This window comes from Streptomyces sp. NBC_00557, from assembly GCF_036345995.1.
In the GTDB taxonomy this organism is placed as follows: domain Bacteria; phylum Actinomycetota; class Actinomycetes; order Streptomycetales; family Streptomycetaceae; genus Streptomyces.
The window spans coordinates 1,643,645-1,668,980 of record NZ_CP107796.1 but is presented as its reverse complement, the minus strand read 5'-3'; the positions used below and the strand labels follow the sequence as shown (position 1 = coordinate 1,668,980).

Annotated in this window: 20 protein-coding genes and 1 pseudogene; 14 read left to right on the top strand and 7 right to left on the bottom strand. The window is 71.8% G+C overall.

From position 1 onward, the window contains the following. Nucleotides 1-14 precede the first annotated feature (14 nt). The 3 genes from OG956_RS06635 to OG956_RS06625 all read left to right on the top strand — a co-directional run bounded on the left by OG956_RS06635 (nucleotide 15) and on the right by OG956_RS06625 (nucleotide 3,098). Complete coding sequence (locus OG956_RS06635; RefSeq protein WP_330337004.1) at nucleotides 15-932, top strand: SDR family oxidoreductase; 918 nt, start codon at nucleotides 15-17, stop codon at nucleotides 930-932. 260 nt (nucleotides 933-1,192) lie between these two features. Continuing rightward, nucleotides 1,193-2,506 carry a PP2C family protein-serine/threonine phosphatase gene (locus OG956_RS06630; protein WP_330337003.1) on the top strand — a complete coding sequence of 438 codons (1,314 nt, stop codon included), beginning with the start codon at nucleotides 1,193-1,195 and terminating at the stop codon, nucleotides 2,504-2,506. Between the two features lie 244 nt (nucleotides 2,507-2,750). Further along, nucleotides 2,751-3,098: a GAF domain-containing protein gene (locus OG956_RS06625; protein ID WP_330342761.1), complete on the top strand. Its 348-nt coding sequence runs from the start codon at nucleotides 2,751-2,753 to the stop codon at nucleotides 3,096-3,098. A gap of 406 nt (nucleotides 3,099-3,504) precedes the next feature. Here OG956_RS06625 and OG956_RS06620 read toward each other — a convergent pair whose 3' ends face one another. Together OG956_RS06620 and OG956_RS06615 are read right to left on the bottom strand one after the other, a co-directional pair. Further along, nucleotides 3,505-3,852 (bottom strand): ANTAR domain-containing protein, encoded by a 348-nt coding sequence (locus OG956_RS06620; protein ID WP_330337002.1) that lies wholly within the window; start codon nucleotides 3,850-3,852, stop codon nucleotides 3,505-3,507. Nucleotides 3,853-5,096: 1,244 nt separating this feature from the next. Next, the gene (locus OG956_RS06615) at nucleotides 5,097-5,390 is read right to left on the bottom strand and encodes a hypothetical protein (RefSeq protein ID WP_330337001.1); all 294 of its coding nucleotides are present in this window, start codon (nucleotides 5,388-5,390) and stop codon (nucleotides 5,097-5,099) included. Between the two features lie 841 nt (nucleotides 5,391-6,231). On the opposite strand from OG956_RS06615, the gene OG956_RS06610 reads away from it, so the two are divergent. Then, nucleotides 6,232-7,437 (top strand): PP2C family protein-serine/threonine phosphatase, encoded by a 1,206-nt coding sequence (locus OG956_RS06610; RefSeq protein ID WP_330337000.1) that lies wholly within the window; start codon nucleotides 6,232-6,234, stop codon nucleotides 7,435-7,437. Nucleotides 7,438-7,629: 192 nt separating this feature from the next. Here the strand turns inward: OG956_RS06610 and OG956_RS06605 are convergent. Next, nucleotides 7,630-7,755 (bottom strand): annotated as a pseudogene (locus OG956_RS06605) (DUF6233 domain-containing protein); the annotation flags it as partial. 508 nt (nucleotides 7,756-8,263) lie between these two features. Between OG956_RS06605 and OG956_RS06600 the strand changes: the two are divergent. From OG956_RS06600 to OG956_RS06580, 5 genes are all read left to right on the top strand, one after another. Continuing rightward, the gene (locus OG956_RS06600; RefSeq protein ID WP_330336999.1) at nucleotides 8,264-9,361 is read left to right on the top strand and encodes an IS110 family transposase; all 1,098 of its coding nucleotides are present in this window, start codon (nucleotides 8,264-8,266) and stop codon (nucleotides 9,359-9,361) included. Nucleotides 9,362-9,393: 32 nt separating this feature from the next. After that, nucleotides 9,394-10,683, top strand: a complete 1,290-nt coding sequence (gene pcaDC, locus OG956_RS06595; protein ID WP_330336998.1) for a bifunctional 3-oxoadipate enol-lactonase/4-carboxymuconolactone decarboxylase PcaDC — start codon at nucleotides 9,394-9,396, stop codon at nucleotides 10,681-10,683. Nucleotides 10,684-10,746: 63 nt separating this feature from the next. Then, on the top strand, nucleotides 10,747-11,382 hold the full coding sequence (locus OG956_RS06590; RefSeq protein WP_330336997.1) for an MBL fold metallo-hydrolase: 636 nt from the start codon (nucleotides 10,747-10,749) through the stop codon (nucleotides 11,380-11,382). A gap of 35 nt (nucleotides 11,383-11,417) precedes the next feature. Further along, complete coding sequence (locus OG956_RS06585; protein WP_330336996.1) at nucleotides 11,418-12,197, top strand: exodeoxyribonuclease III; 780 nt, start codon at nucleotides 11,418-11,420, stop codon at nucleotides 12,195-12,197. Nucleotides 12,198-12,212: 15 nt separating this feature from the next. Further along, entirely contained in the window at nucleotides 12,213-12,632 is a 420-nt protein-coding gene (locus tag OG956_RS06580; RefSeq protein WP_330336995.1) for a DUF6278 family protein, read from the top strand. A 197-nt stretch (nucleotides 12,633-12,829) separates the two neighbouring features. Here OG956_RS06580 and OG956_RS06575 read toward each other — a convergent pair whose 3' ends face one another. Both OG956_RS06575 and OG956_RS06570 read right to left on the bottom strand, forming a co-directional pair. After that, nucleotides 12,830-14,395 (bottom strand): alpha/beta fold hydrolase, encoded by a 1,566-nt coding sequence (locus OG956_RS06575; protein ID WP_330336994.1) that lies wholly within the window; start codon nucleotides 14,393-14,395, stop codon nucleotides 12,830-12,832. A gap of 110 nt (nucleotides 14,396-14,505) precedes the next feature. Further along, on the bottom strand, nucleotides 14,506-15,255 hold the full coding sequence (locus tag OG956_RS06570; RefSeq protein ID WP_330336993.1) for a hypothetical protein: 750 nt from the start codon (nucleotides 15,253-15,255) through the stop codon (nucleotides 14,506-14,508). Nucleotides 15,256-15,399: 144 nt separating this feature from the next. Between OG956_RS06570 and ggt the strand changes: the two genes are divergently transcribed. Then, the gene (ggt, locus tag OG956_RS06565; protein ID WP_330336992.1) at nucleotides 15,400-17,202 is read left to right on the top strand and encodes a gamma-glutamyltransferase; all 1,803 of its coding nucleotides are present in this window, start codon (nucleotides 15,400-15,402) and stop codon (nucleotides 17,200-17,202) included. Nucleotides 17,203-17,243: 41 nt separating this feature from the next. On the opposite strand, the gene OG956_RS06560 is transcribed toward ggt, so the two are convergent. Next, a complete protein-coding gene (locus OG956_RS06560) occupies nucleotides 17,244-19,793 on the bottom strand; it encodes an ATP-dependent Clp protease ATP-binding subunit (RefSeq protein WP_330336991.1) in 2,550 nt (849 codons plus the stop codon). A gap of 244 nt (nucleotides 19,794-20,037) precedes the next feature. Beyond that, nucleotides 20,038-20,814: a type I methionyl aminopeptidase gene (gene map / locus OG956_RS06555; RefSeq protein WP_330336990.1), complete on the bottom strand. Its 777-nt coding sequence runs from the start codon at nucleotides 20,812-20,814 to the stop codon at nucleotides 20,038-20,040. An 81-nt stretch (nucleotides 20,815-20,895) separates the two neighbouring features. Between map and OG956_RS06550 the strand changes: the two genes are divergently transcribed. The 4 genes from OG956_RS06550 (at nucleotide 20,896) to OG956_RS06535 (ending at nucleotide 25,335) form a co-directional block, all read left to right on the top strand. After that, on the top strand, nucleotides 20,896-21,147 hold the full coding sequence (locus tag OG956_RS06550) for a helix-turn-helix domain-containing protein (protein WP_330336989.1): 252 nt from the start codon (nucleotides 20,896-20,898) through the stop codon (nucleotides 21,145-21,147). Between the two features lie 137 nt (nucleotides 21,148-21,284). Next, nucleotides 21,285-23,006, top strand: a complete 1,722-nt coding sequence (locus OG956_RS06545; RefSeq protein WP_330336988.1) for a hypothetical protein — start codon at nucleotides 21,285-21,287, stop codon at nucleotides 23,004-23,006. 206 nt (nucleotides 23,007-23,212) lie between these two features. Further along, nucleotides 23,213-24,055, top strand: a complete 843-nt coding sequence (locus OG956_RS06540) for a nitrilase-related carbon-nitrogen hydrolase (protein WP_330336987.1) — start codon at nucleotides 23,213-23,215, stop codon at nucleotides 24,053-24,055. Between the two features lie 29 nt (nucleotides 24,056-24,084). Then, complete coding sequence (locus OG956_RS06535) at nucleotides 24,085-25,335, top strand: aspartate aminotransferase family protein (RefSeq protein WP_330342760.1); 1,251 nt, start codon at nucleotides 24,085-24,087, stop codon at nucleotides 25,333-25,335. Nucleotide 25,336: the final 1 nt, after the last annotated feature.

Below are 25,336 nucleotides of genomic sequence, written 5' to 3'. Positions count from 1 at the left end.
GAGATGAGGGTCGCATGCGTACTGTCCTCGGCAGCCGCCCGCCTCCCGCCATGCGCGACGGCCCACTGCGGGGCCGGGTCGCTGTGGTCACGGGGGCGGCGCGCGGCGTCGGCGAGGCACTGGTGCGGCGCCTGTCCGCGGAGGGCATGCGGATCGCTCTGCTCGGTCGTGAGGAGGAGACGCTGTCCCAGGTGGCGGCGTCACTGGCCGTCATGACCGTCTGCATCGAGGCGGACGTGACCGATCAGGCCGCCCTCGACAGGGCTGCGCGGCAGGTCGAGGAGCGGCTCGGACCGGCCGGCGTCGTCGTGGCCAACGCCGGCATCGCCGTCGGCGGCCCCTTCACCCGCACCGAGGCCGAGCTGTGGCGACGCGTCGTCGGCGTCAACCTGGTCGGGGCGGCGAACACCGCCAGGGCCTTCCTTCCCCAACTCACGCGGACCGGAGGTTACTTCCTCCAGATCGCCTCGACCGCCGCGTTCGGCTCCGCTCCGATGATGAGCGCGTACTGCGCGTCCAAGGCAGGCGCGGAGTCCTTCGCCCTGGCGCTGCGCGGTGAGGTCGCCCCCGAGGGGGTCGCCGTCGGCATCGCCTACCTGCACTGGACCGGCACCGACATGATCGCCGGAATGGACGAGCACCCGGTGCTGAGAGTCCTCCGCCGACACCAGCCGCCCTTCGCTCGGCGGGTCCACAGTCCCGCACAGGTGGCCGACTGGCTCGCCACCGGCATCACACACCGTGCCCGGAGCATCTACGCGCCCCCGTGGCTGCGCTGGTGCCAGCCCTTGCGGCCGCTCTTCCCGTTCGTGGTCGGCCGCATCGCCCGACGCGAACTGCGGGAGGGATCGACCGACGACCTCGGGGCCGAGGCCGACGTGCTCGGGGCGGGCGGCCGTGCCGACTGGATGTCGGTCAGGCCCGAGACCTGACCCACGACGGGGGCCGGAGGCGTCCAGAGGGTGTCCGACAGGCCGTGCGACGTCCGCGCATGCTGCGATCGTAGAGCGAGAGCCGGCCGGACCGGCCGATCAGAACGCTCGGTAACACGCCGGAAGCAGGAGACTCGGCCCCGGGGAGACCGTAAGGACATGCCCGGGCCCCTGCCGTATACGGACGCGGTGCACTGCCCGGGGAGTGGTTTCCCAGGGCGGAAGCGGCCGTAGAGCCCCCAGGCGGGTAGGTGGTCGCCATGGACGAGGATGACGCGGACGCGGCGCTGCGAGCGGCGCTCGACCAGCTGGCGTTCGCCACCCGGAGCGCGGCGGCGCTGTCGAGCACGCTGGACGCGGTCGAGGGGCTCAGGCGGGTGTGCCGCGTGCTGGTGCCGGGGCTGGCCGACTGGGCCGCGGCCGATCTGATGGACGAGGACGGCGCCGTCGAGCGGGTCTGTTTCTCACACCGTGACCCCAACACCGCCCTGACCGGCCTGACGGGACCGTTGCCGCCGGTGCCGGAGACGGCGACAGGCCCGCTGTCCCGGGTGCTTCGCGGCGCCGGCCCGCTGCTGTTGTCGGCCGGGCGGCTGCCGACCGCGCAGGAGGCGTCCGATCCGCTGCACACGGCAACCATGCAACCGTTCGCGCGACTCGGGGGAGACTCCGTGATCGTGGCACCCTTGCGGGCACGCGGGAGAGTGCTCGGTGCGCTGACCCTGGTCAGGGGTGAGGGACACCCGCCGTGGGCCGAGGCTGACCTGGAACTGGTCGAGGACCTGACTCACCGCATCGCGCTGGCCCTCGACAACGCCAGGCTCTACGCCGAGACCCAGGCCGTCGCCGAGCGCCTCCAGCGCTCCCTGCTGCCGGACCTGCCCGTCGTACCGGGTCTGCGCATCACCGCCCGCTACTCCCCGGCGCTCGCCACCGCGCAGATCGGCGGTGACTGGTACGACAGCTTCGTCCTGCCGGAAAGCGGTGACACCACTTTGATCATCGGCGACGTCACCGGCCACGATCTGCATGCCGCCGTGACCATGAGCCAGATCCGGAACATGCTGCGTGGCATCGCCTGCGACCGTCGGGAGCCGCCCGGCATGATCCTGCGCCGCCTGGACGTCGCAGTCGACGCCCTCTACGGCCACCGCACCGCCACCTGTGTGTACGCACTGCTCAAGGGCCAGGAAGGAGGGCCGTACCAGCTGGAATGGGCGAGTGCCGGACATCCACCACCCCTGCTGGTCACCGCGGACGGCGACACCACCTACCTCTGGAAAGCGCACGGCCTCCTGCTGGGCGTCGACCCGCACGCCGAACGGCCCAGTGCCTGCCTGCCCCTGCCCGAGGGCAGCACCCTGCTGTTGTACACGGACGGCTTGATCGAACGGCGCGGCGAATCCATGGATCACGGCATGACCCGGCTCCGGCAGCGCGCTGCCGCCCTGGTCGGCCAGGACATCGACGAGCTGAGCGACGAGCTGATGAACGGACTCGTGGCAGGGGCCCACGACGACATCGCCCTGCTCGCCCTGCGACTGCCACGGCCGGGAGACGGCGTCTCACCCTGAGGCCAGGCAGTGCAGGCCGTACGCGATGATCCTGCGACCGTGACACCTAGGTGCGCGCGCCGGCAAGGAGACACCGCAAGAGCCCGGATCATGTACGGGGGCCTGCCGAGCAGCGAGGAGGGCGAGGCGGCCACCCGTGGGCCAGGAGATCGACACTCACGTCAGCAGCCATCCGAGTCCGTCCGGCCAGGCGTCTTGCGGACGCGGTCAACCGCATCGCCGGGCCGGATGAGCGGACCGGCGGCTGGTTTCCCCACCGCGCCCGGGCGGCCGCTCCCCGGCTTCCGGGGCTCCGCCTGTCCGGCAGCACAAGCCCGACGGCTCCGCAGGGCGCGGTCCTCGGCGCGGGGCTGCGCCGCGTACTGGAGATCACCGAGACCGCCATGGGCCATGTGCGGCTCGCCGATGTTCCCGGCACGTGATCCTGCACGCCGGCAGCCGCGCTTGTCACAGCATCCCGCTGCTCGACGAGCGTGGTGCCTTGCTGGGAGCGATCTCGACGCATCACGCCCGGCCCATCGCCGGATTCACCCGCAGCCAGCTCGCGGCCCTGCGCGAAACCGCCGACGTGGTGGGCAGCTGGCTGGCATGACACCGACGCACCGTCATCCCGGGCGCCCTGGAGGATCTCCAGCGCACAGGTCCCAGGCGTACTGAGCGGCTGTTCGGCCCGCGCCGGCCTGCCGCCCGGTGCCGGTACGCGGCCTCGGCGGGCACCGGCCGCGTACATACGGCGTCTCGCTCAGCGCATGACGCAGACGAGAACGGACCGGCTACGACGTTGTCCCGAGCGGCGTTCCGGTTTGGCCCCGGCGCTTCGTAGCGTGCGTGATCAGCGACCGCCGGAAAGTCTGGCGTGCGACGTTTTGGTCAGATGGGTGCGGGGACACGTTGAGCGGAGGTCGCGTCGCGTGCGGGTTCGAAAGTGAGCTGGCATTCAACTCGTCCGCCCGCCCTGCCGTCCGGCTCAGAACGCGGGCGGCAGAGCTGTGCTGCGTTCAGATGGACCGTGCGGTGGCCAGTGCCTTGTCCAGGGAGGTGCGGATCTCGTCGGGCAGCTGTTCGCCGTGTACCCAGTCCACGATCAGTTCGCAGACCTGCCGCAGTTTCGTATTGGTGTGCTGTGAGACCTCTCGTAGCACTTGGAAGCCCTGCACGGGACGCAGGCCACCGAGGGCGATGACCACACCGATCGCTTGGTCCACCACGGTGTGGGAGACGACGGCCTCCTGCAGCTGACTGATTTCCGTCTGCAACTCGCTGATCTTGTTCAGGAGCGGTGTCCGTGGCGGAACCAAGTCCCCCTCGAGCCGCATCGGGGTGCCGTTCAGAGAGTCTTCCATCATGATCACATCCCAGACCTCGGGTTTCCCGTCCGGGCCGCCGGTGCCGTACGGAATTGCGAGGACGACAGTTCGACTATTACCCCAGGTTGCCGTTCTCGTGCATCCCGTTCCACGGCGCGCACCGGCCGGTGGAGCGGAGCTCACTCGGGGTTCCACTCGGCCATGACGGTGGGACCTGCCCGTCGGACGATCAGTACCGCTCGGATCGCGGGATGTGCCGTCCATGGTCGCGGGTGGCTGCCGGCGCGCCTGATCCGGGCGGAGGACTGTTCGACCATCAGATACCGGGGCAGGATCACGAGGCCGGGTGTCGTCCTGGCTCGGCTGACCGTCTTCAGAGTCGGTTCGAGGGTCTCCGGTGGGGGCGCGGACGGCCGTGCGTTCGGAGTGCATCAACCCCAGCCGGAAGAAGACGTCTTGATCGCGGCGTCCCAGAGCATCCCCTCCTCCCGGGGCCCTGCGCACGACCGGTCGCGGCTTCGATTGAGCGCCTGTCGCACATCGCGGCAGGCATTCGGGTGTGGGTGGGGGACTCGGGAGGGGGACCCGGAGGTGGGCCGCGTTCAGCAGCGTATCCATGGGGCTGGCTCGACTCAGGCTCCTCCGGTTCAGCCAACGAGCCGGGGGAGCCGCTGACGGGACCGCAGTGGTGGCGCCCCACGATGGCGCCCATGGCCCCGCCGTTGGTGTGGCGGGTGGTGACGGCGAGTTCCACGCACGACCCTGTGCCATCGCGACCCGGGAGGTGCCCTCGTCCCGCGGGAGCGCTGCCCGCTGCTGTGGGCACTGGCCGAGAGGCGTTCGGCACGCGGGGACGACGACAGATGCCTGCGTGGTGACGGACGGCTGGTCCCGATCTCCTCGTCGGCCACCCCTGGCGGACGACGTCTCCGGCGTCTGCGTGGCCTGGTCGTGCTGATTGTCGAGACCGCGGCGGACCGCCGTGCCGGTAGGGAACGCGCGGAACGTGCGGGGCAGTCAGAACGGATGGAACAGGCGGAACGAGCCGCTCGTGCGAGCGCTCTGGAGAGTCTCGCCGAGCGGTTGACACTCGTCGCGGAGATCACCGAGGTGCTCGGTCAGACCCTGGAGGTGGACGAGGCCCTCGCCCGGTTGAGCCGCAGCCTTGCTCCCCGCCTCGCCGACTGGGCCGCGGTGGACCCGCGGGTCGGATCCCGTCAGGTGCACCGAGTTGCCGTGACCGGCCCGGAGAGCCGTGAAGCCCGGCAGGAGGACTGGCGCGGTCATCTGCCCCCGGTCGGGGAGGCGACCCACTCGCCCCTGGTCCAGGTACTGAACGGAGGCGCTCCCGTCCTTGAGAAGCGGGTGGACCTGGACGCACCGCCCGACTCCCCGCTGGCCACCGTGCACAGCGCCTTCCTGGGAGCGGCCGGTGCGGCATCCGTCTTCTGCTCGCCGACCACGGCGCCGCGCTCGGCGTCGCCGAGGCTCGCGAGCGGCTGGAACTGCTGCGGGTCATCGGTATCGAGGAATTCCCCGCGGAACGGGCCCGACGGCACGGTGAAGCGGCCGGCCATGGGACCCGGCTCGGTATTCGGCGGTCAGGTCGGCGGAGTGGCCGCCCCTGAACTGCGGGATTGCGGGCCGGCTGCGTTGCGGGTCCACGTCAGCCGGGACCGGTGGCCGCCAACGTACCGGCCGCGTGGTCGGCAGCGGGCGCGACGCTCGCTGAAACTCCCCACTCCGTTGAACGCCGGACCAAGTGGGGCGACAAGTAGCCCTGGCCGTTTTCAGGGCTCTGTCCGCAGTTTCGTGAATCCCCAGGTCAGCGGGAACGACGGGCACAGCGCCCACGGCGCGGTGAGGTTCTGTTCGGCAAAGAGGCGTTCCAGAGCAGCCCTGCGGTGCCCGCGTACGGCCATCTGGTCGTGTCGGTGCCCGCCAGGCGCAACAAGTCGAAGGCGACGAAGTGGGCGGGCCACTGCTCGGCGAGCCGGGCAGCGCCGGCACCGCGCCGCTGGAGGCGACCCCGGAGTCGCTCGAAGGCGAGCCTGCTGGATTTCCCGTACGACCAGCTCGCCGTCCAGGGCCGTCGCGTCGGCGGCTGGACCGTGCCCGGAACGAACCTCGGGGAAGGAGGGTGCGAGGTTCCTGTCCCTGCGCGAGCGCAACACCAAACGCCCGGCATCCAGAGAGAGCAGCGCTCTCCAGCCATCGTTATCCAGACTCTGGCGTGTCTCCTAAGACATGGGCCCGTCGAGCCGCTTTTGTACAGAGCAGCCGTGGCGGCCGCGTCCGCGGGCGAATGCCGGAGCGTGACTGTTCACGGATTGACGCTCACTGCGGCGACTACCAAGCTGGTGGGGGGCTGTGGAAGGGACTGCGGTCGTGAGTGGTCGACAGAGTGGGCTCCCCCGATTGCTGACGGCAGCGGAGACAGCGGCGCCGGCGGACGCCGTCGACGTGATCGCGGAGGACCTGCGGCGGCGTTTCGAGGCCACGAAGGTCTCTTTCCTCATCGTGGACCTGACGGGGAAGGCGGTGGCTCGGCTGTCCACCGCTCCCACTCAGGGTGGGCGGCAGGCCGAGCGGATTCCCCTGTTCGGCAGCGTCTACGAGGAGGTGATCCGTACCCAGCGCCTGTATCAGGACGCGACCGGCGAGGGACAGCGGGTGATCGTGCCCGTCACCAACCGCGGGGATGCGATCGGGCTGCTGGAACTGCTCCTGCCGACCGGCCCTGGCGAGGACGTGCTCGACGCAGTCGGGGAAGCCGCCCACATCCTGGCCTACATCGTGATCGCCAACGGCCACTTCACCGATCTCTACACCTGGGGCAAACGCTCCAAGCCCCCCACCCTGGCAGCTGAAATCCAGTACCAGCTGCTGCCCCTGTCGCTGTCGTGCGAGGCCGCACAGTTCACCCTGTGCGGGAACCTGGAGCCCTCCGAGGACCTCAGCGGCGACACCTTCGACTACACCGTGGACCGCGACACCTTGCACGTGTCGGTGACCGATCCCATGGGCCACGACATGGATTCCGCCCTGGCCGCCACGGTCCTGGTGGGCGCCCTGCGCGGTGCCCGCCGGGCGGGCACCGGCCTGGCCGAACAGGCCCACCGGGCAGACCAGGCACTGATCGAACACGGCCACGGTCATGCCACCGGGCAGCTCCTGCGCATCAATCTCCATACCGGGCGGGCCCAACTCGTCAACGCCGGTCATCCCTGGCCACTGCGCATGCGCAACGGGGCTGTGGAGACGATCACCTGCGAGGTGGACCATCCCTTCGGGCTGTCTGAGCTGACTCCCCACCCGTACCGTGCGCAGGACCTCGACCTGCGGCCCGGTGACCGTCTGCTCATGTTCACCGACGGCATGCTCGAACGTCACGGAGAGAAGGTCGATCTGCCCGCCCTGCTGGCGCGCACCCGGAATTTGCACCCGAGGGAGACCGTGCTGGCGCTGACGTCCGCGGTCCGGGACGCCGCCGACGGCCGGCTCGAAGACGATGCCACCGCCGTCTGCCTGGACTGGCACGGCCCCCAGGAGACCCAGCGGCACGTCAGCGCCGGCGCAGACACCCGGCAAGCCTCAGCCGCACGCACGAAGGACCAGTCGTGACCTAGGTGAACGGTGCCAACGCGAATGAGACATCACGAGGTGTCTGGAGAACCGTCCCACTTCTCCTCGGCGGCCCACCCATCGGGCGGCGCCGGGTCGGAGACGGGGGCCGCGAGCATCGGGTCCGGCAGCGCCCACATGCGCCATGCCTTCCACGCGGGCGCCCCTTCGTGCGGTGCTGCTGGTTCCCCGTTACTCGAGTAGGCCGAGTTCCGTATCCGGTCCGCAGTGGATGCACGGCGCCACGTTCTGCCGCAGGGCATCCAGCGCCTGTTCCCGACTGACCGGCCGACACCGGCCGCTCTTGGCCGCCGCCCAGCACTCGCCGGTGCTCTTGCCGAGTTGCTAGGCCGTCTCTTTGGCAGCCCGCTCCATGACTTGCGGACAACCGTGCACCAGAATGAGGGCTCGAAGCCGTTCGTGCGATGGCTGATGGAGGGCGACCAGTAAGGCGGGTCACAGGCTGTCCGTCATTGCCGGTCGCGAGTGGGCGGGGAGTCAACTCATTCTCAGCCTGCTCCGGCCAGGTTGGGCATTGGTTCGGGCGAAGCCATCCGGCTGTGGTCGGTAGGTGCCGATACGCCGGGATCGATGGGACGGTTGCGCGATGCCGTCCCGGACGGGGGTCTGACTCTTGAGATCTTTGACCGAAGTGTCCAGTCACAGGCTTGTCGACCGTCGTTGCGGGCTGGCTTCTGCTGTCACCGAGCCACAGGGCGTGTCCCAATAGGGGCCTTGCCGAGTTCCAGGCGCCATCACGGTTCAGACCGCCCGAGCGGGCCGGTGCCATCCGCCCAGCAGGTCACCACGCGGGAGGCCAAACACCATGACGACCAGACAGCACAGCACCTCCTCCAGCGCGGATCCTCCTGTTCGGGGCGAGGTCGTCCTGGGCGTGGACACGCACGGCGAGGTCCATGTCGCCGCCGTGGTGTCCTCGCTGGGGAAGGTTCTGGGTACCGAGTCCTTTCCGGCGACGGCGGCCGGCTACCGCCGGCTGCTCGTCTGGGCCCGCAAGCGGGGGACGGTGCGTCGGGCCGGTGTGGAGGGCACCGGCACCTTCGGCGCGGGCCTGTCCCGCTACCTGCTGGCGCAGCAGGTCGAGGTATACGAGGTGAACCGGCCCGATCGCTCGGCCCGCCGGCTGCTGGGAAAGTCAGACCCGCTCGACGCGCAAGCCGCCGCGCGAGCCGTGCTCAGCGGTCGCACCCGGGCCCAGGCCAAGTCCGGCGACGGACCCGTGCAAGGCGCCCGGATCTACAAACTCGCCAAGGACTCCGCGGTCAAGGCCCGCACACAGGCGATCAACCAGCTCAAGGCCGTCCTAGTGATCGCCGACCCCGCCCTGCGGGAACGGTTGTCGAGCTTGGGCAATGCCGAGCTGTTCCGCACCTGCGCACGCCTCAGCCCACCCGACAGCGAGGGAGACAAAGACGCGGTGACCCAGGCCACCCACATGACGTTGCGCATGCTCTCCGAACGCATCGAACAGCTCACCGGGCAGATCAATGAGCTGAACCAACGCCTGACCCAGCTCGTCGAACACCACGCCCCACAGCTGCTCGTACCGGTGGGCATCGGTCCGGACAGCGCCGTCACTCTCCTGATCACCATGGGAGACAACCCCGAGCGGCTGAACACCGAAGCGTCCTTTGCTGCCCTTTGCGGAGTCAGCCCCATCGAGTACTCCTCCGGCCGTCGGAGCACGCGCCGACTCAACCACGGCGGCGACCGGCAGGCCAACGCCGCCCTGCACCGCATCGTGTTCACCCGCCTGCGCCACGACCCCCGAACCCAGGCGTACTACGAACGCCGCACCCAGGAAGGCAAGACCCGGCGCGAGATCATCCGATGCCTCAAGCGGTATGTCGCCCGCGAGGTCTTCAACCTGGTCAGACCGGTTTCCCGCGCCCCCGCGTTATAGGGGCGTCCGTGAGACGTGAGAGGGTCTGGGGCGTGAGTGAGACACCACCGAACACCCTGCAATACCGCTTTGACGGGCCAGAAGACGCTCCGGTCCTGATCTTGGGTCCCTCACTGGGTACCACATGGCACATGTGGGACCGCCAGGTGCCGGAGCTGACCAAGCAGTGGCGGGTCCTGCGGTTCGACCTGCCGGGGCACGGCGGCGCTCCGGCCCGCCCGGCCGGTTCCGTCGCCGAGCTGGCCGCCCGGCTGCTGGCCACGCTGGACGCGCTCGGCGTGCAGCGCTTCGGCTACGCGGGCTGCGCGCTGGGCGGCGCGGTCGGCATCGAGCTCGCCCTGCGCCACCCCGAACGGCTCGCCTCCCTGGCGCTGGTCGCGGCCTCGCCCCGGTTCGGGACCGCCGACGAGTTCCGCCAGCGCGGAGTGATCGTCCGCACCAACGGGCTCGACCCGATCGCCCGGACCTCGCCGGACCGCTGGTTCACCGGCGCCTTCGCCGCCGCCCAGCCCGCGATCACCGAGTGGGCGGTGCAGATGGTCCGCACCACCGACCCGGGCTGCTACATCGCCGCCTGCGAGGCGCTCGCCTCCTTCGACGTCCGCGGCGAGCTGGGCCGGGTCGGCGTGCCGACGCTCGTGCTCGTCGGCTCCGACGACCAGGTCACCGGGCCCGCCGAGGCCCGCGGTCTGGTCGCCGGCATCCCGGACGCCCGGCTCGCCGTGGTCCCCGGCGCCTCCCACCTGGTCCCGGTCGAGCAGCCGGCTGCCGTCACCGACCTGCTGGTGCACCACTTCTCCACCGCCTGGCAGCAGCCCTACGACACCGGGCAGACGGTCCTGCCGCCGGCAGCGGTCGTGCCGGTGCCGGCCGTGCCGCCGCAGCCCGTGCCGGTCGCGGAGATAGCCCCGGCCGCCGTACCGGAGCAGCCGGCCGCGCGGCCCGACCGGTACGAGACCGGGCTGAAGATCCGCCGGGAGGTGCTCGGCGACGCGCACGTGGACCGGGCGCTGGCCGAGGCCGACGACTTCTCCCGGGACTTCCAGGAGTTCCTCACCCGCTGCACCTGGGGCGAGATCTGGGACCGGCCGGGCCTGGACCGCCGTACCCGCAGCTGCATCACGCTGACCGCACTGGTCGCGGGCGGTCACCTGGAGGAGCTGGCCGTCCACACCCGGGCCGCCCTGCGCAACGGGCTCACCCCGGACGAGATCAAGGAGGTGCTCCTGCAGGCGGCCGTGTACTGCGGGATGCCGGCCGCGAACCGTGCTTTCCGGGTGGCCCGGCAGGTCATCCGGGAGGAGACCACGCCCGCCGAGTGAACCCCGGCCCGTGAGCCCCGCCGGGTGAGCCCCGCCACGTCGCGCAGGGCAGGATGGGGAGACATGAAGCTCACGAAGAAGTCGCACGCCTGTGTCCGCCTCGACAAGGAGGGACAGACCCTCGTCATCGATCCCGGCGGGTTCAGCGAGGAGGACGCCGCGCTCGGCGCCGACGCCATCCTGATCACGCACGAGCACCCGGACCACTTCGACGAGTTCCGGCTCCGGGCCGCCATGGAGAACAACCCCGCGGCCCGGATCTGGACGCTGAAGTCCGTCGCCGAGCGGATCACGGCGGCCTTCCCGGGCCGGGTGCACACCGTCGGCCACGGCGACACCTTCACCGCGGCCGGGTTCGACGTGCAGGTCCACGGCGAACTGCACGCGGTGATCCACCCCGACATCCCGCGGATCACCAACGTCGGCTACCTCATCGACGGCGGCACGGTCTTCCACCCCGGCGACGCCCTCACCGTCCCGAACCATCCGGTGCAGACGCTGATGCTGCCGGTGATGGCCCCCTGGAACAAGATCTCCGAGGTCATCGACTACGTCCGCGAGGTCAGGCCGCAGCGCGCCTACGACGTCCACGACGCCCTGCTCACCGACCTGGCCCGCCCGATCTACGACCGACAGATCGGCGCCCTGGGCGGCACCGACCACCGGCGGCTGACGCCCGGGGCCTCGGCGGAGGTCTGAGCCCGTTGTCAGTGGCGCCGGGTAGGTTGTCAGGCATGCGCATCGCCACTTGGAACGTGAACTCGATCACCGCCCGCCTTCCGAGGCTGCTGGCCTGGCTGGAGAGCAGCGGCACCGACGTGCTGTGCCTGCAGGAGGCCAAGGTCGCCGAGGAGCAGTTCCCGTTCGACCAGCTCCGCGAGCTGGGCTACGAGTCGGCGGTCCACGCCACCGGCCGGTGGAACGGCGTGGCGGTGCTCTCCCGCGTGGGCATCGAGGACGTCGTCAGGGGCCTGCCCGGCGACCCCGGCTTCGACGGCGTGACCGAGCCGCGCGCCATCTCGGCGACCTGCGGCCCGGTCCGCGTCTGGTCGGTGTACGTGCCGAACGGCCGCGAGGTGGGCCACCCGCACTACGCGTACAAGCTCCAGTGGTTCGAGGCCCTGAAGGCGGCGGTGTACGGCGACGCGCAGGGCAGCCGCCCGTTCGCCGTGATGGGCGACTACAACGTGGCGCCGACCGACGACGACGTCTACGACCCGGCCGCCTTCGAGGGCTCCACCCATGTCACCGCCGCCGAGCGCGCCGCCCTCGCCTCCCTGCGCGAGGCGGGCCTGAGCGACGTGGTGCCGCGCCCGCTGAAGTACGACCACCCGTTCACCTACTGGGACTACCGCCAGCTCTGCTTCCCCAAGAACCGCGGCATGCGCATCGACCTGGTGTACGGCAACGCGCCGTTCGCCGAGGCCGTCAAGGACGCCTACGTCGACCGCGAGGAGCGCAAGGGCAAGGGCGCCTCCGATCACGCACCGGTGGTGGTCGACCTCGACGTCTGATGCCACGCTGGGTCCATGAACCTTCCGTTCCTGGGCCACTGGCACAAGAAGCACGGCGAGGCGGCGCCCCCTGCCGATCCCGAGGGGATCGCCGCCCTGCTGTCCGAGTGCGAACTGCTCCGCTCCCAGGCGGCCCGGGCGGGCGTCCGCCTCGACGACACCCCGGGCTCCCTGGAGGCCCTGGACCAGCTGGTCCCGCGCTGGCGCGACGACGCCGAGACCCTGCCCTGGCTGGGTCATGACGCGGGGCTGTATCTGGGCACCGTCGTGGTGCGCACCGTGCCCGGCGCCGCCTGGCTGCTCCGCCCGGAGGGCGAGCCCGTGGTGCGGCTGGCCTCCGGACGCGAGGTGGAGGTGGTGGGCGCCGGGCAGGCCTGGGCCGAGAGCGGCGTCCCCGAACTCTCCCAGTTGTACGCGGAGATCGCGGAGAACTGACGCCGCGCCCGTGAGCTGACGCCCCCTCACTCTCCGGCCGTACGAGGACGGCGGGGACCAACCCGCCGTACCTCGACTACGATGTGCCGTTCATCCCTGTGGTGAAGGGGGAACCCCGCCGAGCCACACCGGGACGTGCACGCTGCTCTCGGGGGGCGGCAGTTCACGGGCCAGGCTCGTCCGGCGGCAGCCGGAGATCACTGCTCGCCGAGCGGGACGGACACGTACGACGGGTCGTCCGGGGGCGAGGAGAAGGTCAGCTGCGCGCCGGACGGGTTGTGCTCGATGTAGAGCGGGTCGACCGTGTCCACCACCAGCGCCAGACGGTGCCCGGCGGGCACGTCGTACGCCGTGGAGAACAGGTCGAGGTCCACGCCGAACGGCTCGCCGGGTGTCCGCCCGTGCCAGGTGTACGGCGCCTGCGTGACCAGCTTGCCGAGGCCGAGCGGCCCCACGTCGTACAGATAGGCGATGAACGTACCGCTCTCCGCGGTCGGGGTCAGCGTGGTGTGCAGGGTGGCCGTGCCGCGCACCTTCTGGGTGCTGCCGTACCGCTCCGACTGCCAGACGGCCGCCCAGCGGCGCGGCAGCAGCGGGATCGCCGCCATGGGCGGCAGGTGGGCGACCTGGTCGAGGATGCTGGAGAGGAAGACGACGCCGCCGTCGGCGCCGGAGTCGACGTTGGTGTGGAGGGTGGTGGAGCCGGCGAGCGCGAGCTTCCGGCGGGTCGCGGCGATCGACTTCCAGTCCGGGTAACCCTCGTATCCCGCCGTGCTGCGGGACTCCAGCTGGACGGGCTGCTCGTGGTCGATGCCGTTCGCGGCGCCCTTGAGGTAGTGGTCGAACCAGCGCTCGGTGTCCGTCCAGATGTCGTTGGGCAGCCCGAAGAGGCCGGTCAGTTCGGGGGTCGCGTGGTCGCCGGGACGCAGTTCCAGGCGCTTGGGCACCTTCAGCTTCTCGTAGAAGTCGGCGTACTGGTTCACCGGGAAGACGGTGTCGCCCCACGCGTTGGCGAGCATCAGGGCCGTGCCGTTCTGGTTCAGCTGGTCCGTGTAGGTCGCAACGGAACGTTTCCTCCCCCACGCGATCATCTCCTGTTCCCGGGACAGGTCGGAGGCGTAGAAGTGGTCGAAGACGTCCCGCACTTCGGGGCTCTCCCGGCCGGTGAGGGTGGCCGTGCCGTCCAGCAGCGCCGCCGCCTCCACATGCTGGGTGCGGCCCGAGTAGATCGAGTCGATCAGGTCCGCCCAGCCGCTGAGCGCCGCCACCGCCTTGATGCGCTTGTCGTGCGCGGCGGCGAGCAGGCTGATCCCGGCGCCGTACGACACCCCCGCCATGCCGACGTGCCGCGGGTCGGCCGGGGTGTTCGCGAGGGCCCAGTCGATGACCTTGGAGGCGTCCGCCACGTCCGGCGGACCGGCCACTTCTATCTGTCCACCGGACTGCCAGAACCCGCGCACGTTGTAGGTGAGCACCACATAGCCGGCGTCGGCGAGCTTCTGGGCCTGGGCGAGGTACTCCACCTGCGGCAGGGACCAGCTCGTGGGCAGCACGATGAGCGGGTAGCTGCGGGTGCCGTCGGCGCCGGCGGGCGTGACGACGTTCGCCTTCAGCACGGTGCCGCCGTCGCCGGTGATGTCGACGAACCGGACGCTCGGCGTGCCGGCCCGGGCGGCGGGGGCCAGGCCGGCGGCAGCGGCGAACAGCGTTGCCGAGACGGCGGTGACGGCGGCGGTGCGCACGGAGGCGCGGCGGTGTCCCATGGGCCACTCCTTCAACTGTTCCAGTCCAAAGTGACCCGACGGTAACCTTGACCGCTTACCGTAAGTAACCCGTCGGCAAGTTACGTGCCGGTAAAGGTTGTTGAAACGCGCTAGGCGGCCGTGTCGGCGGCGGCCGTCTCGGGCAGGGGTGTGCGCGCCGCCCGGGTCACGTCCGCGACCAGCTCGACCACGTCCGGGCCGTACGCCTGGGAGTTGACCACCTTCAGCAGCAGCACGAAGGTGCCGGTGCCGTACTTGCGGTGCAACCTCTCGTGGTGGCGGGCGAGATAGCGGGCGGCGGCCTGGTTGGTGACGGCCCGCTGGCCGCAGAAGAGGAACACCGGGCGTCCGGCGCCGTGCCCGTCCGCGGAGAGCCGGGCGAGCAGGACGTACTCGCTGCGGCCGCGCTCCATCCGGTAGTGCTCTCCGCCGATGCGGAACGCGCCCCGCTCCTGCACCGGTTCGGTCTCCGTGTTGACCCACACTCCCGGCAGCAGCGAGGAGAGGTGGGCCGCCATCCGGTGGTTCGAGTAGGGGCCGCCGACGCAGAACTCCGTCCGTTCGCCGAATCCCTGCTGGGTCGCGTCGTGCGCCACGAGCTGGGCGCGCGCGTGGCAGTCCTTGATCAGGGCGGAGAGTTCCAGCAGGGCGAACATGTCGGAGCGCATCACCGTCAGCTCCGGACCGCCTGCCGCGCGGTTGACGACGAGCAGCGACTCCGAGTGGTCCGGCAGCCCGAAGAACGCCTGCTTGCGGCGCAGTTTGCGGCGCCACAGATACGTACGGGCCAGCCAGCCCAGCGAGGCGGAGATGCCCGTGGCCACCAGGCCGAGGACGATGTTGCGCACGTCGTCGTTCATGGCCGGGGATGGTAGCGGGCCGGGGAGAACCGTCGCGTACCCCTGTTCGAACTGTGACGGTCGTGTGGCGAGTGACCCAGGCGTACTGTCGGTACTACGGCAATCTCGTTACGCTGCGCGGACGTGTCCCTACGGGAGGTACGGATGGGTCGTCCTGGCACGCGGAAACTGGCGGTTCTGGCGGTCTCGGCCGCCATGGTGTCGGTGGGGGCGGCGGCGCCACCCGCCGCGACGACGAGCGGCACGCCCGCCAAGGTTCCCGTGGCGGTGGGCTACGGCGGCGCGGTCGCCAGCGTGGACGCCGACGCCTCCGCCGCCGGCATCGAGGTCCTCAGACACGGCGGCAACGCGGTCGACGCGGCCGTCGCCACCGCCGCGGCGCTCGGCGTCACCGAGCCCTACTCGGCCGGCATCGGCGGAGGCGGCTACTTCGTCTACTACGACGCGAGGTCCCGCACGGTGCACACCATCGACGGCCGGGAGACGGCGCCGCTGAGCGCCGGCTCCGACCTGTTCCTGGAGAACGGCAAGCCGCTCTCCTTCGCCGACGCCGTCAGCAGCGGCCTGAGCGTCGGCACCCCGGGCACGCCCGCGACCTGGCAGCAGGCGCTGGACGAATGGGGCAGCGAGCGGCTCGGCACGGTCCTGAAGCCGGCCGAGCGGATCGCCCGCGACGGCTTCACCGTGGACGACACCTTCCGCTCGCAGACCGCGTCCAACGAGACCCGGTTCCGCTACTTCCCCGACACCGCGAAGCTGTTCCTGCCGAACGGGCAGCTGCCGGTCGTCGGCTCCAGGCTGAAGAACCCCGAACTGGCCCGCACCTACGAGGAACTGGGCCGCAGGGGCGTCGACGCGATCTACCGCGGGGACATCGGCGACGACATCGTCAAGACGGTCGAGCACCCGCCCGTCGACCCCGCCTCCGGCTGGAACGCCCGCCCCGGCAAGCTGGAGGAGAAGGACCTCGCCGTCTACCGGGCCAAGCTCCAGGCGCCCACCAGGACCTCGTACCGCGGCCTGAACGTGTACTCCATCGCCCCCTCCTCCTCGGGCGGCACCACGGTCGGCGAGGCCCTGAACATCCTGGAGAACACCGACCTGTCGAAGGCGAGCGAGGTGCAGTACCTGCACCACTTCATCGAGGCGAGCCGGATCGCGTTCGCCGACCGCGGGCGCTGGGTCGGCGACCCCGCCTTCGAGGACGTGCCGACGAAAGAGCTGCTGTCCCAGCGGTACGCCGACTCGCGCGCCTGCCTGATCAAGGACGACGCGGTCCTCACCAGCCCCCTCGCCCCCGGCGACCCCCGCCACCCCGCGGCCTGCGGCCAGGGCGGTACGGCCGCCCCGACGACGTACGAGGGCGAGAACACCACGCATCTGACCGTGGCCGACAAGTGGGGCAACGTCGTCTCCTACACGCTCACCATCGAGCAGACCGGCGGCAGCGCCATGACCGTGCCCGGCCGGGGCTTCCTGCTCAACAACGAGCTGACCGACTTCTCCTTCGCCCCGGCCAACCCGGCCGTGCACGACCCGAACCTGCCGGGACCGGGCAAGCGGCCGCGCTCGTCGATCTCGCCGACGATCGTGCTGGACCGGAACAACCGCCCCGTGGTGGCGCTCGGTTCACCCGGCGGGGCCACCATCATCACCACCGTGCTGCAGACCCTCACCGAGTTCCTCGACCGGCACCTTCCGCTGGTCGACGCCATCGCCGCACCGAGGGCCAGCCAGCGCAACGCGGCCAAGACCGAACTCGAACCCGCCCTCTACGACAGCGACCTGAGGAAGCAACTCGAGGGCATCGGCCACTCCTTCTCCCTCAACCCCGAGATCGGCGCGGCGACCGGCGTGCAGCGGCTGCCGGGCGGCAAGTGGCTGGCGGCCGCCGAGAAGGTACGGCGCGGCGGCGGCTCGGCGATGGTGGTGGACCCGGCGCCGTAGGCGAGCGAGGACGGCCCCGGGGCCCGAAGCGGCGGCCGGCGTCACGACTCCGGCGCGGGCAACTCCGTCGCGGGCGGCCGGTTTTCCTGGGGGCGGAAGTCCAGCCGGCCGTCGCGGACGTCCACCGTCACCCGGCTGCCCTCGGAGATCTTGCCGTTCAGCAGCAGCCGGGACAGCTGGTTGTCCACCTCCCGCTGGATGGTGCGGCGCAGCGGCCGGGCGCCGTACTCCGGCTGGTAGCCGCGCTCGGCGATCCAGTCGACGGCGGCGTCCGTGAACTCGACCGAGACGCCCTGCCCGTCCAGCAGCCGCCGGGTGCTCTCCAGCAACAGGTCGGTGATCTGCCGCAGTTGCGCGCTGGTGAGCTGCCGGAACACCACGATCTCGTCGATGCGGTTGAGGAACTCCGGCCGGAAGTGCTCGCGCAGCGGCCGCAGGATCTGCTCGCGCCGCGCCTCCTCGTCCGCCTCCGCGCCGCCCGGCCCGAACCCGATCCCGGCGCCGCGCCGGGTGATCGCCTCGGAGCCGAGGTTGCTGGTCATCACGATGACCGTGTTGGTGAAGTCCACCGTCCGGCCCTGGGAGTCGGTCAGCCGGCCGTCGTCCAGCACCTGCAGCAGGATGTTGAAGACGTCCGGGTGGGCCTTCTCCACCTCGTCCAGCAGGAGCAGCGAGTACGGGTGCCGGCGCACCACCTCGGTGAGCTGCCCGGCCTCCTCGTGGCCGACGTACCCGGGCGGGGCGCCGACCAGCCGGGAGACGGTGTGCCGCTCCTGGTACTCGCTCATGTCGAGCCGGACCATGCGGTCCTCGCTGCCGAACAGCGCCTCGGCGAGCGCCCGGGCCAGCTCGGTCTTGCCGACGCCGGTCGGGCCGAGGAACAGGAAGCTGCCGATCGGCCGGTTCGGGCTCGCGAGCCCCGCGCGGGAGCGCAGCACGGCCTCCGAGACCACGGCCACGGCCTCCTCCTGGCCGACCACCCGCTGGTGCAGGTGCTCCTCCAGGCCCAGCAGCCGTTCCTTCTCCTCCTGGGTGAGCCGGCTGACCGGGATGCCGGTCTGCCGGGACACCACCTCGGCGATGGCCTCCGCCGTCACCTCCAGGTCCAGGCCCTCGTCGGCCTTGTCGTCGCCGCTCGCCTCGGCGATCCGCTGCTTCAGCTCGCCGATCCGGTCGCGCAGCTCCTTGGCCTTGTCGTAGTCCTCCCCGGCGACCGCCTGGTCCTTGTCCAGCACGAGCTGCTCGACCTCGCGCTCCATGGCGCGCACGTCCGTGCCCTTGGTCCGCGCGCCGAGCCGCACCCGGGCGCCCGCCTGGTCGATCAGGTCGATGGCCTTGTCCGGCAGCCGCCGGTCGGTGAGATAGCGGTCGGACAGCTCCACGGCGGCGACCAGCGCCTCGTCGGTGTAGCGGACCTGGTGGTGGGCCTCGTACCGGTCGCGCAGCCCGCGCAGGATCTCGATGGTGTCCTCGGCCGTCGGCTCCGGCACCAGCACCGGCTGGAACCGGCGGGCCAGCGCCGCGTCCTTCTCGATCCGGCGGTACTCCTCCAGCGTGGTCGCGCCCACGATGTGCAGCTCGCCCCGGGCCAGGGCGGGCTTGAGGATGTTCCCGGCGTCCATCGCGCCGCCCTCGGCGCCGGAGCCCGCGCCCACGACCGTGTGCAGCTCGTCGATGAACACGATCAGCCGGTCGGAGTGGGCGCGGATCTCCTCCACGATGTTGTTCAGGCGCTCCTCGAAGTCGCCCCGGTAGCGGGTGCCGGCCACGACCCCGGTGAGGTCCAGCGCGACGACCCTGCGGCCCGAGAGGATGTCCGGCACGTCCCCGTCGGCGATGCGCTGGGCCAGCCCCTCGACGATGGCCGTCTTGCCGACCCCGGCGTCGCCGATGAGGACCGGGTTGTTCTTGCCCCGGCGCGAGAGCACCTCGATGGTCTGCTCGATCTCGGTGTCCCGGCCGATCACGGGGTCGATCCGGCCCTGCCGGGCCAGGTCGGTCAGGTCGCGGCCGTACTTGTCCAGCGTGGGGGTGCCGGTGGCGCGCGGCCGCTCCGGGCGCGTCTGGGTGCTCTCCGGGGCCTCCGGCGGCAGGGAGCCGGCCGAGAACCGGGCCGCGTTCAGGATGTGCCCGGCGGCCGAGTCCGGATTGGCGGCCAGCGCGCTCAGCACGTGCTCCGGGCCGATGTACCCCGCGCCGCTCGCCCGCGCCAGATCGTGCGCGTCCAGCAGGGCGCGCTTGACGGCCGGGGTGAGCGACAGCGAGGTCGGCGGCGGGGCCTCGCCCGGCGGGTGCTGCACCGGGCCCGCACGGTCGTCGATCTCCGAGGCCAGCGAGTCCGGGTCCGCGCCCGCGCGGCTCAGCAGGCTCCGGGTGGGCTCGGACTCCAGCGCCGCGCGCAGCAGGTGCTGGGTGTCCAGATCCCGGCTGCCGTGCTCCACGGCGTACACGGCGGCCCCTCTGACCAGCTCACGGGCCGGCTGGCTGAGCAGCCGGCCGATGTCGATGTGGCGCTTGGCTCCGCTGGGGGGACCACCGAAGAAACGGCCCAGGAATTCGCCGAAGGGGTCAGGAGGGTAGCCGTTGGTCATGGCGATGCGCTTCCTTCGCTGACGACTGGCTCCGCCGGGTAACCGGATGGGGGCTGTTCATGCCCACGATGACATGAACCGTGGGGGGTGGCATGTCCGCCTGCGGGGGAGGGGCTTTCCGCACGTCGGCGGCTGCGGGTGGTCCGTGGTCGCTCGCCCCCGGATTCTCGGCCGCGCCCGAACCCGGGGGACCCCCGTCGCGGCGGAACCGCGCCTCGGCACGGCCTCGCGCTCCCTCAGGGAGTCAGGGGGTTTCCCTTGCCGTCAGGATCCGGGGACCGGACTCCGTGACGGCCACCGTGTGCTCCGCGTGGGCCGCGCGGGAGCCGTCGGACGTGCGGAGGGTCCAGCCGTCGGACGCCTCGTAGTAGCCGTCCTCGCCGCTCGCGATGACCATGGGCTCGATGGCGAGGACCATGCCCGGGCGCAGCGGGAGCCCTCGCCCCGGGCGGCCCTCGTTGGGGACGTCGGGATCCTCGTGCATACGGCGGCCGATGCCGTGGCCGCCGAAGCCGTGCGGGATGCCGTACCCCGCCTCGCGGCAGACCCGGCCGACGGCGTGGGCGATGTCGCCGATGCGGTTGCCCGGGACGGCCGCCGCGATGCCCGCCGCCAGCGCCCGCTCGGCGGTGTCGATCAGCCGCAGGTCCGCCGGGCGCGGGCGGCCCACGGTGAAGCTGATCGCCGAGTCGCCGGCCCACCCGTCCAGGACGGCGCCGCAGTCGATCGAGACCAGGTCGCCGTCGCGCAGCCGGTAGCGGCCGGGGATGCCGTGCACGATCGCGTCGTTCACGGAGGCGCAGATCACCGCGGGGAAGGGGGTCGGCGCGAAGGACGGCCGGTAGCCGAGGAACGGCGAGGACGCCCCGGCCTCGCGCAGCACCGCCCGTGCCACCTCGTCCAGCTCCAGCAGACTGACGCCCACGGCCGCGGCGTCCCGTACGGCCGTCAGGGCCCGCCCGACGACCTGGCCGGCGGCGTGCATCGCGTCGATCGACGTGTCCGTCTTCAGTTCCACCATGCCAATTACTATACCGGTATTTGAATGGGGTGCCCGAGTGCGGGCCGGTGCCGGCGTGCGGACCGGTATTAGAATGGGCGCATGGTGCGCACCCCCCTGACCCCCGAAGAGCGTGAACGCGGCGAGCGGCTCGGGAGGTTGCTGCGCGAGGCGCGCGGGGACCGGAGCATGGCCGAGGTCGCCGCGCGGGCGGGCGTGTCCGCCGAGACGCTCCGCAAGATCGAGACGGGCCGGGCGCCGACGCCGGCGTTCTTCACCGTCGCCGCGCTGGCCGGCGCCCTCGGACTGTCGATGGACGACCTGGTCGCGCGGTCCCTGCTCGTACCCGCCTGAGAGGCCGGGTCCGCACAGCGCGCGGCGCCGGGCGATGATCCGCCCGCGCCCTGCCGGAAAACCCTGTGTAGCAGCGCCGTAACACATCTGGTGTTGCCTGACCGGCGGAGTACCGGCGGCTGGGCGGGAGCTGAGCGATGGCGGTGGAACGACTCCCAGGCGGAGCGGAGGAGTTCGCGGGCTACCTGGACGGCCTGCTGGCACGGCTGGACCAGGACGGAGGCTGGAGCGGGGTCTTCTGGCGGCGCGACCCCGACGGCCTGCGGGCCTGCCTGGACGGGCGCGAGGTGCCGCCGTGGGACGTGGTCGAGGCGCTGCTGGAGGACCTCGCGGCGGCATACGGCCCCGCCGCCGCTGCCGCCGAGCGGGAACGGGCCCGCGCCCTGCACCGGGCCGCGCTCACGGCGCACGACGCCCGCCCCGGCGCCCGCGAGGCCCTGCTCGCCCGCCTCGACGTCATGCTCCGCGAACAGCACCGCGCCGCCGAACGCCGGGCCGCACTGACCCGCCGGCTGTCCCTGCCGGCCTCCACGGCGGAGGCCGAGTCCGTCCGCCTCGACCTGGCCTGGACCGACGACGACCACGCCCGCGCGACCGCCCGGTGCGCCGAACTCCGCTCCCGCATCGCGGAGCTGGACCTCCGGGAGGCGGAGAGGGCGCGCGGGGAGCGGAGGGGTGGTGACTCCGCTCCGGTGCGGAAGGGGGGTGCCCAGGCCGCGGGGGAGCCGGCGCCGCGTTTCCGGCGTGCCGACCCCGGTGGCCGCTCGGGGGAGCGGGACTGGTGGGGAGGGGCGAGTGGTTCCGGGCGTGAAGAACAGGCTCCGGCCATCCAGGCCACCACGCCGGACCACGCCCCCGGTGCCGTACCTCTCGCCCCGCCGGTCAGCGCGCCCGTCCACGGTTCCGCCCCCACCCGCGTGCCCTCCGCTCGCCCCGCCGACGCCGCGGCTTCCGTCCCTCCGGCCGCCGTGCCCGCCCACGCCCCCGCCCCCGTGCCGTCCGGCCGCCCCGCCGGTACCGCGCCCACCACGCCGCCGCTCACCCGTCCAGCCACCACTCCGCCTCCCGCCCCACCGCTCGCCGCCCCCGCGCCCGCCACGCCTCAGGCACCCGCCGCAGAGTCCGCCAAGTCCCGGAAACGCCGTCGGGGAAGCGCCCGGTTCGCCGGGATGGCGGAAGAGCAGGGCGCCGCCGTCGTACCCGTGGTGCCGCTGCCGGCCGGGGGCGAGAGCAGTACCGGGGACCGGGCGCCGCGTGGGGCGCGGTTCGCCGGGGTGGGGGAGGGGGCCGAGGCCGGTGTGGCGGCGGCGCCCGGTGAGGTGGTGGACGCCGAGGCGGGCGCGGTCGTGGCCGGGGCCGTGGAGCGGCTCGCCCGGCTTCGGGCCGAAGGGCGCAGCGGGGAGGCGCATGTGCTGCTGGTGGAGGTCGCGCAGTGGCCCCCCGCGCGGTTCCCGGCGCTCGCGGAGAGCCTGCAGCGCGCCGGGCTCGACGCCGACTGGGCCACGCTGCTGTGGGAGACCGCCTCGCTGGCCCCGGAACGGCTGGTCGCCGCCGCCGACGCGCTCGTCGCCGCCGGTCGGGAGGCCGACGCGCGGCAGATGCTGCGGCAGGGCGTCGCGCGCCCGGCGGAGGAGATCGGCGCGGCCGTGCTGCGGCTCGAGGACGAGGGGCGCGGCAGGGAGGCGGCGGTGCTGCTCGACGCCGTGGTGCGCGGCCGTACGGCGCAGGAGGCGGCCCGCGGCGTCGCCCCCGACCCCCGCCGGCTGGTGCCGCTGCTGCTCGGCGCCGCGCGGGCCGTCTCCGACGAGCGGCACTGGGACCTGGTGCACGCACTGCGGGTCGCCGGACACGCCACGTGAACGGCCACCAGGGGGCATCGTCCCGGTATGCTCCGGTTCACCCCCTGGAGCGACCCTCAGGCTCACCCGCAGGGGCGCCCCACCTGATCGACTCCGCGGGATGACGACGATGGTCTTGGCAAGGGCCTCCCGGAGGCTTACTTTCGTCCCTCTACGGCCTGCTCTACGGGCGTAGAGGCTCTGACGGCCCGTCGAAGGAGCAGCTCATGGCCAACGTCGTACGCGCCGCACTGGTCCAGGCCACGTGGACCGGCGACACCGAGTCCATGGTGGCGAAACACGAGGAGCACGCCCGCGAGGCGGCCCGCCGCGGCGCCCGGGTCATCGGGTTCCAGGAGGTCTTCAACTCGCCCTACTTCTGCCAGGTCCAGGAGCCCGAGCACTACCGCTGGGCCGAACGGGTGCCGGACGGGCCGACGGTGCGGCGGATGCAGGAGCTCGCGCGGGAGACCGGGATGGTCGTCGTGGTCCCCGTCTTCGAGGTCGAGCAGTCCGGCTTCTACTACAACACCGCCGCCGTGATCGACGCCGACGGCACCTACCTCGGCAAGTACCGCAAGCACCACATCCCGCAGGTCAAGGGCTTCTGGGAGAAGTACTACTTCAAGCCCGGCAACCTCGGCTGGCCCGTCTTCGACACCGCCGTCGGCAAGGTCGGCGTCTACATCTGCTACGACCGGCACTTCCCGGAGGGCTGGCGGCAACTCGGTCTCAACGGAGCCCAGTTGGTCTACAACCCGTCGGCCACCCACCGAGGGCTGTCCGCCTACCTGTGGCAGCTGGAGCAGCCCGCCGCCGCCGTCGCCAACGAGTACTTCGTCGCCGCCATCAACCGGGTCGGGCGGGAGGAGTACGGCGACAACGACTTCTACGGGACCAGTTACTTCGTCGACCCCCGCGGGCAGTTCGTCGGCGAGGTCGCGAGCGACACCTCCGAGGAACTCCTCGTCCGCGACCTCGATTTCGACCTGATCGAGGAAGTGCGGCAGCAGTGGGCCTTCTACCGAGACCGCCGCCCCGACGCCTACGAAGGACTGGTACAGCCGTGAACGACCTCTACTCCCGCCACCGCCAGGTCATGCCCGACTGGCTCGCGCTCTACTACGACGAGCCGATCGAGATCACCCACGGCGAGGGCCGCCACGTCTGGGACTCCGCCGGCAACAAGTACCTGGACTTCTTCGGCGGCATCCTGACGACGATGACCGCGCACGCCCTGCCCGAGGTGACCAAGGCGGTCGCCGAGCAGGCCGGGCGGATCATCCACTCCTCCACCCTCTACCTCAACCGCCCCATGGTCGACCTCGCCGAGCGCATCGCCCAGGTGAGCGGCATCCCCGACGCCCGGGTCTTCTTCACCACCTCCGGCACCGAGGCCAACGACACCGCCCTGCTGCTCGCCACCTCCTACCGGCGCAGCAACACGGTCCTGGCGATGCGCAACAGCTACCACGGGCGGTCCTTCAGCACGGTCGGCATCACCGGCAACCGCGGCTGGTCGCCGACCTCCCTGTCCCCGCTGCAGACCCTGTACGTGCACGGCGGCGTGCGCACCCGGGGCCCGTTCGCCGGCCTGGACGACCGCGCCTTCATCGACGCCTGTGTCGCCGACCTGAAGGACGTCCTCGGGCACACCCGGCCGCCCGCCGCGCTGATCGCCGAGCCGATCCAGGGCGTCGGCGGCTTCACCTCCCCGCCCGACGGGCTCTACGCCGCCTTCCGGGACGTCCTGAAGGAGCACGGCATCCTGTGGATCGCCGACGAGGTGCAGACCGGCTGGGGCCGCACCGGCGACCACTTCTGGGGCTGGCAGGCACACGCCCGCAGCGGCCCGCCGGACATCGTCACGTTCGCCAAGGGCATCGGCAACGGCACCTCGATCGGCGGCGTGATCGCCCGCGCCGACATCATGAACTGCCTGGACGCCAACAGCATCTCCACGTTCGGCGGCACCCAGCTCACCATGGCCGCCGGCCTCGCCAACCTCACCTACCTCCTCGAACACGACCTCCAGGGCAACGCCCGCCGGGTCGGCGGCCTGCTCATCGAACGGCTGCGCGCCGTCGCCGCCCAGCTGCCGGGCGTCCGGGAAGTGCGCGGGCGCGGCCTGATGATCGGCATCGAGCTGGTCAGGCCCGGCACCGACCAGGCCGACCCGCAGGCGGCCGCCGCCGTCCTGGAGGCGGCCCGCGAGGGCGGGCTGCTCATCGGCAAGGGCGGCGGCCACGACACCAGCGCCCTGCGCATCGCCCCGCCGCTGTCGCTCACGGTCGCGGAGGCGGAGGAGGGCGCGGCGATCCTGGAACGGGCGCTCAGGAGTACGCACTAGA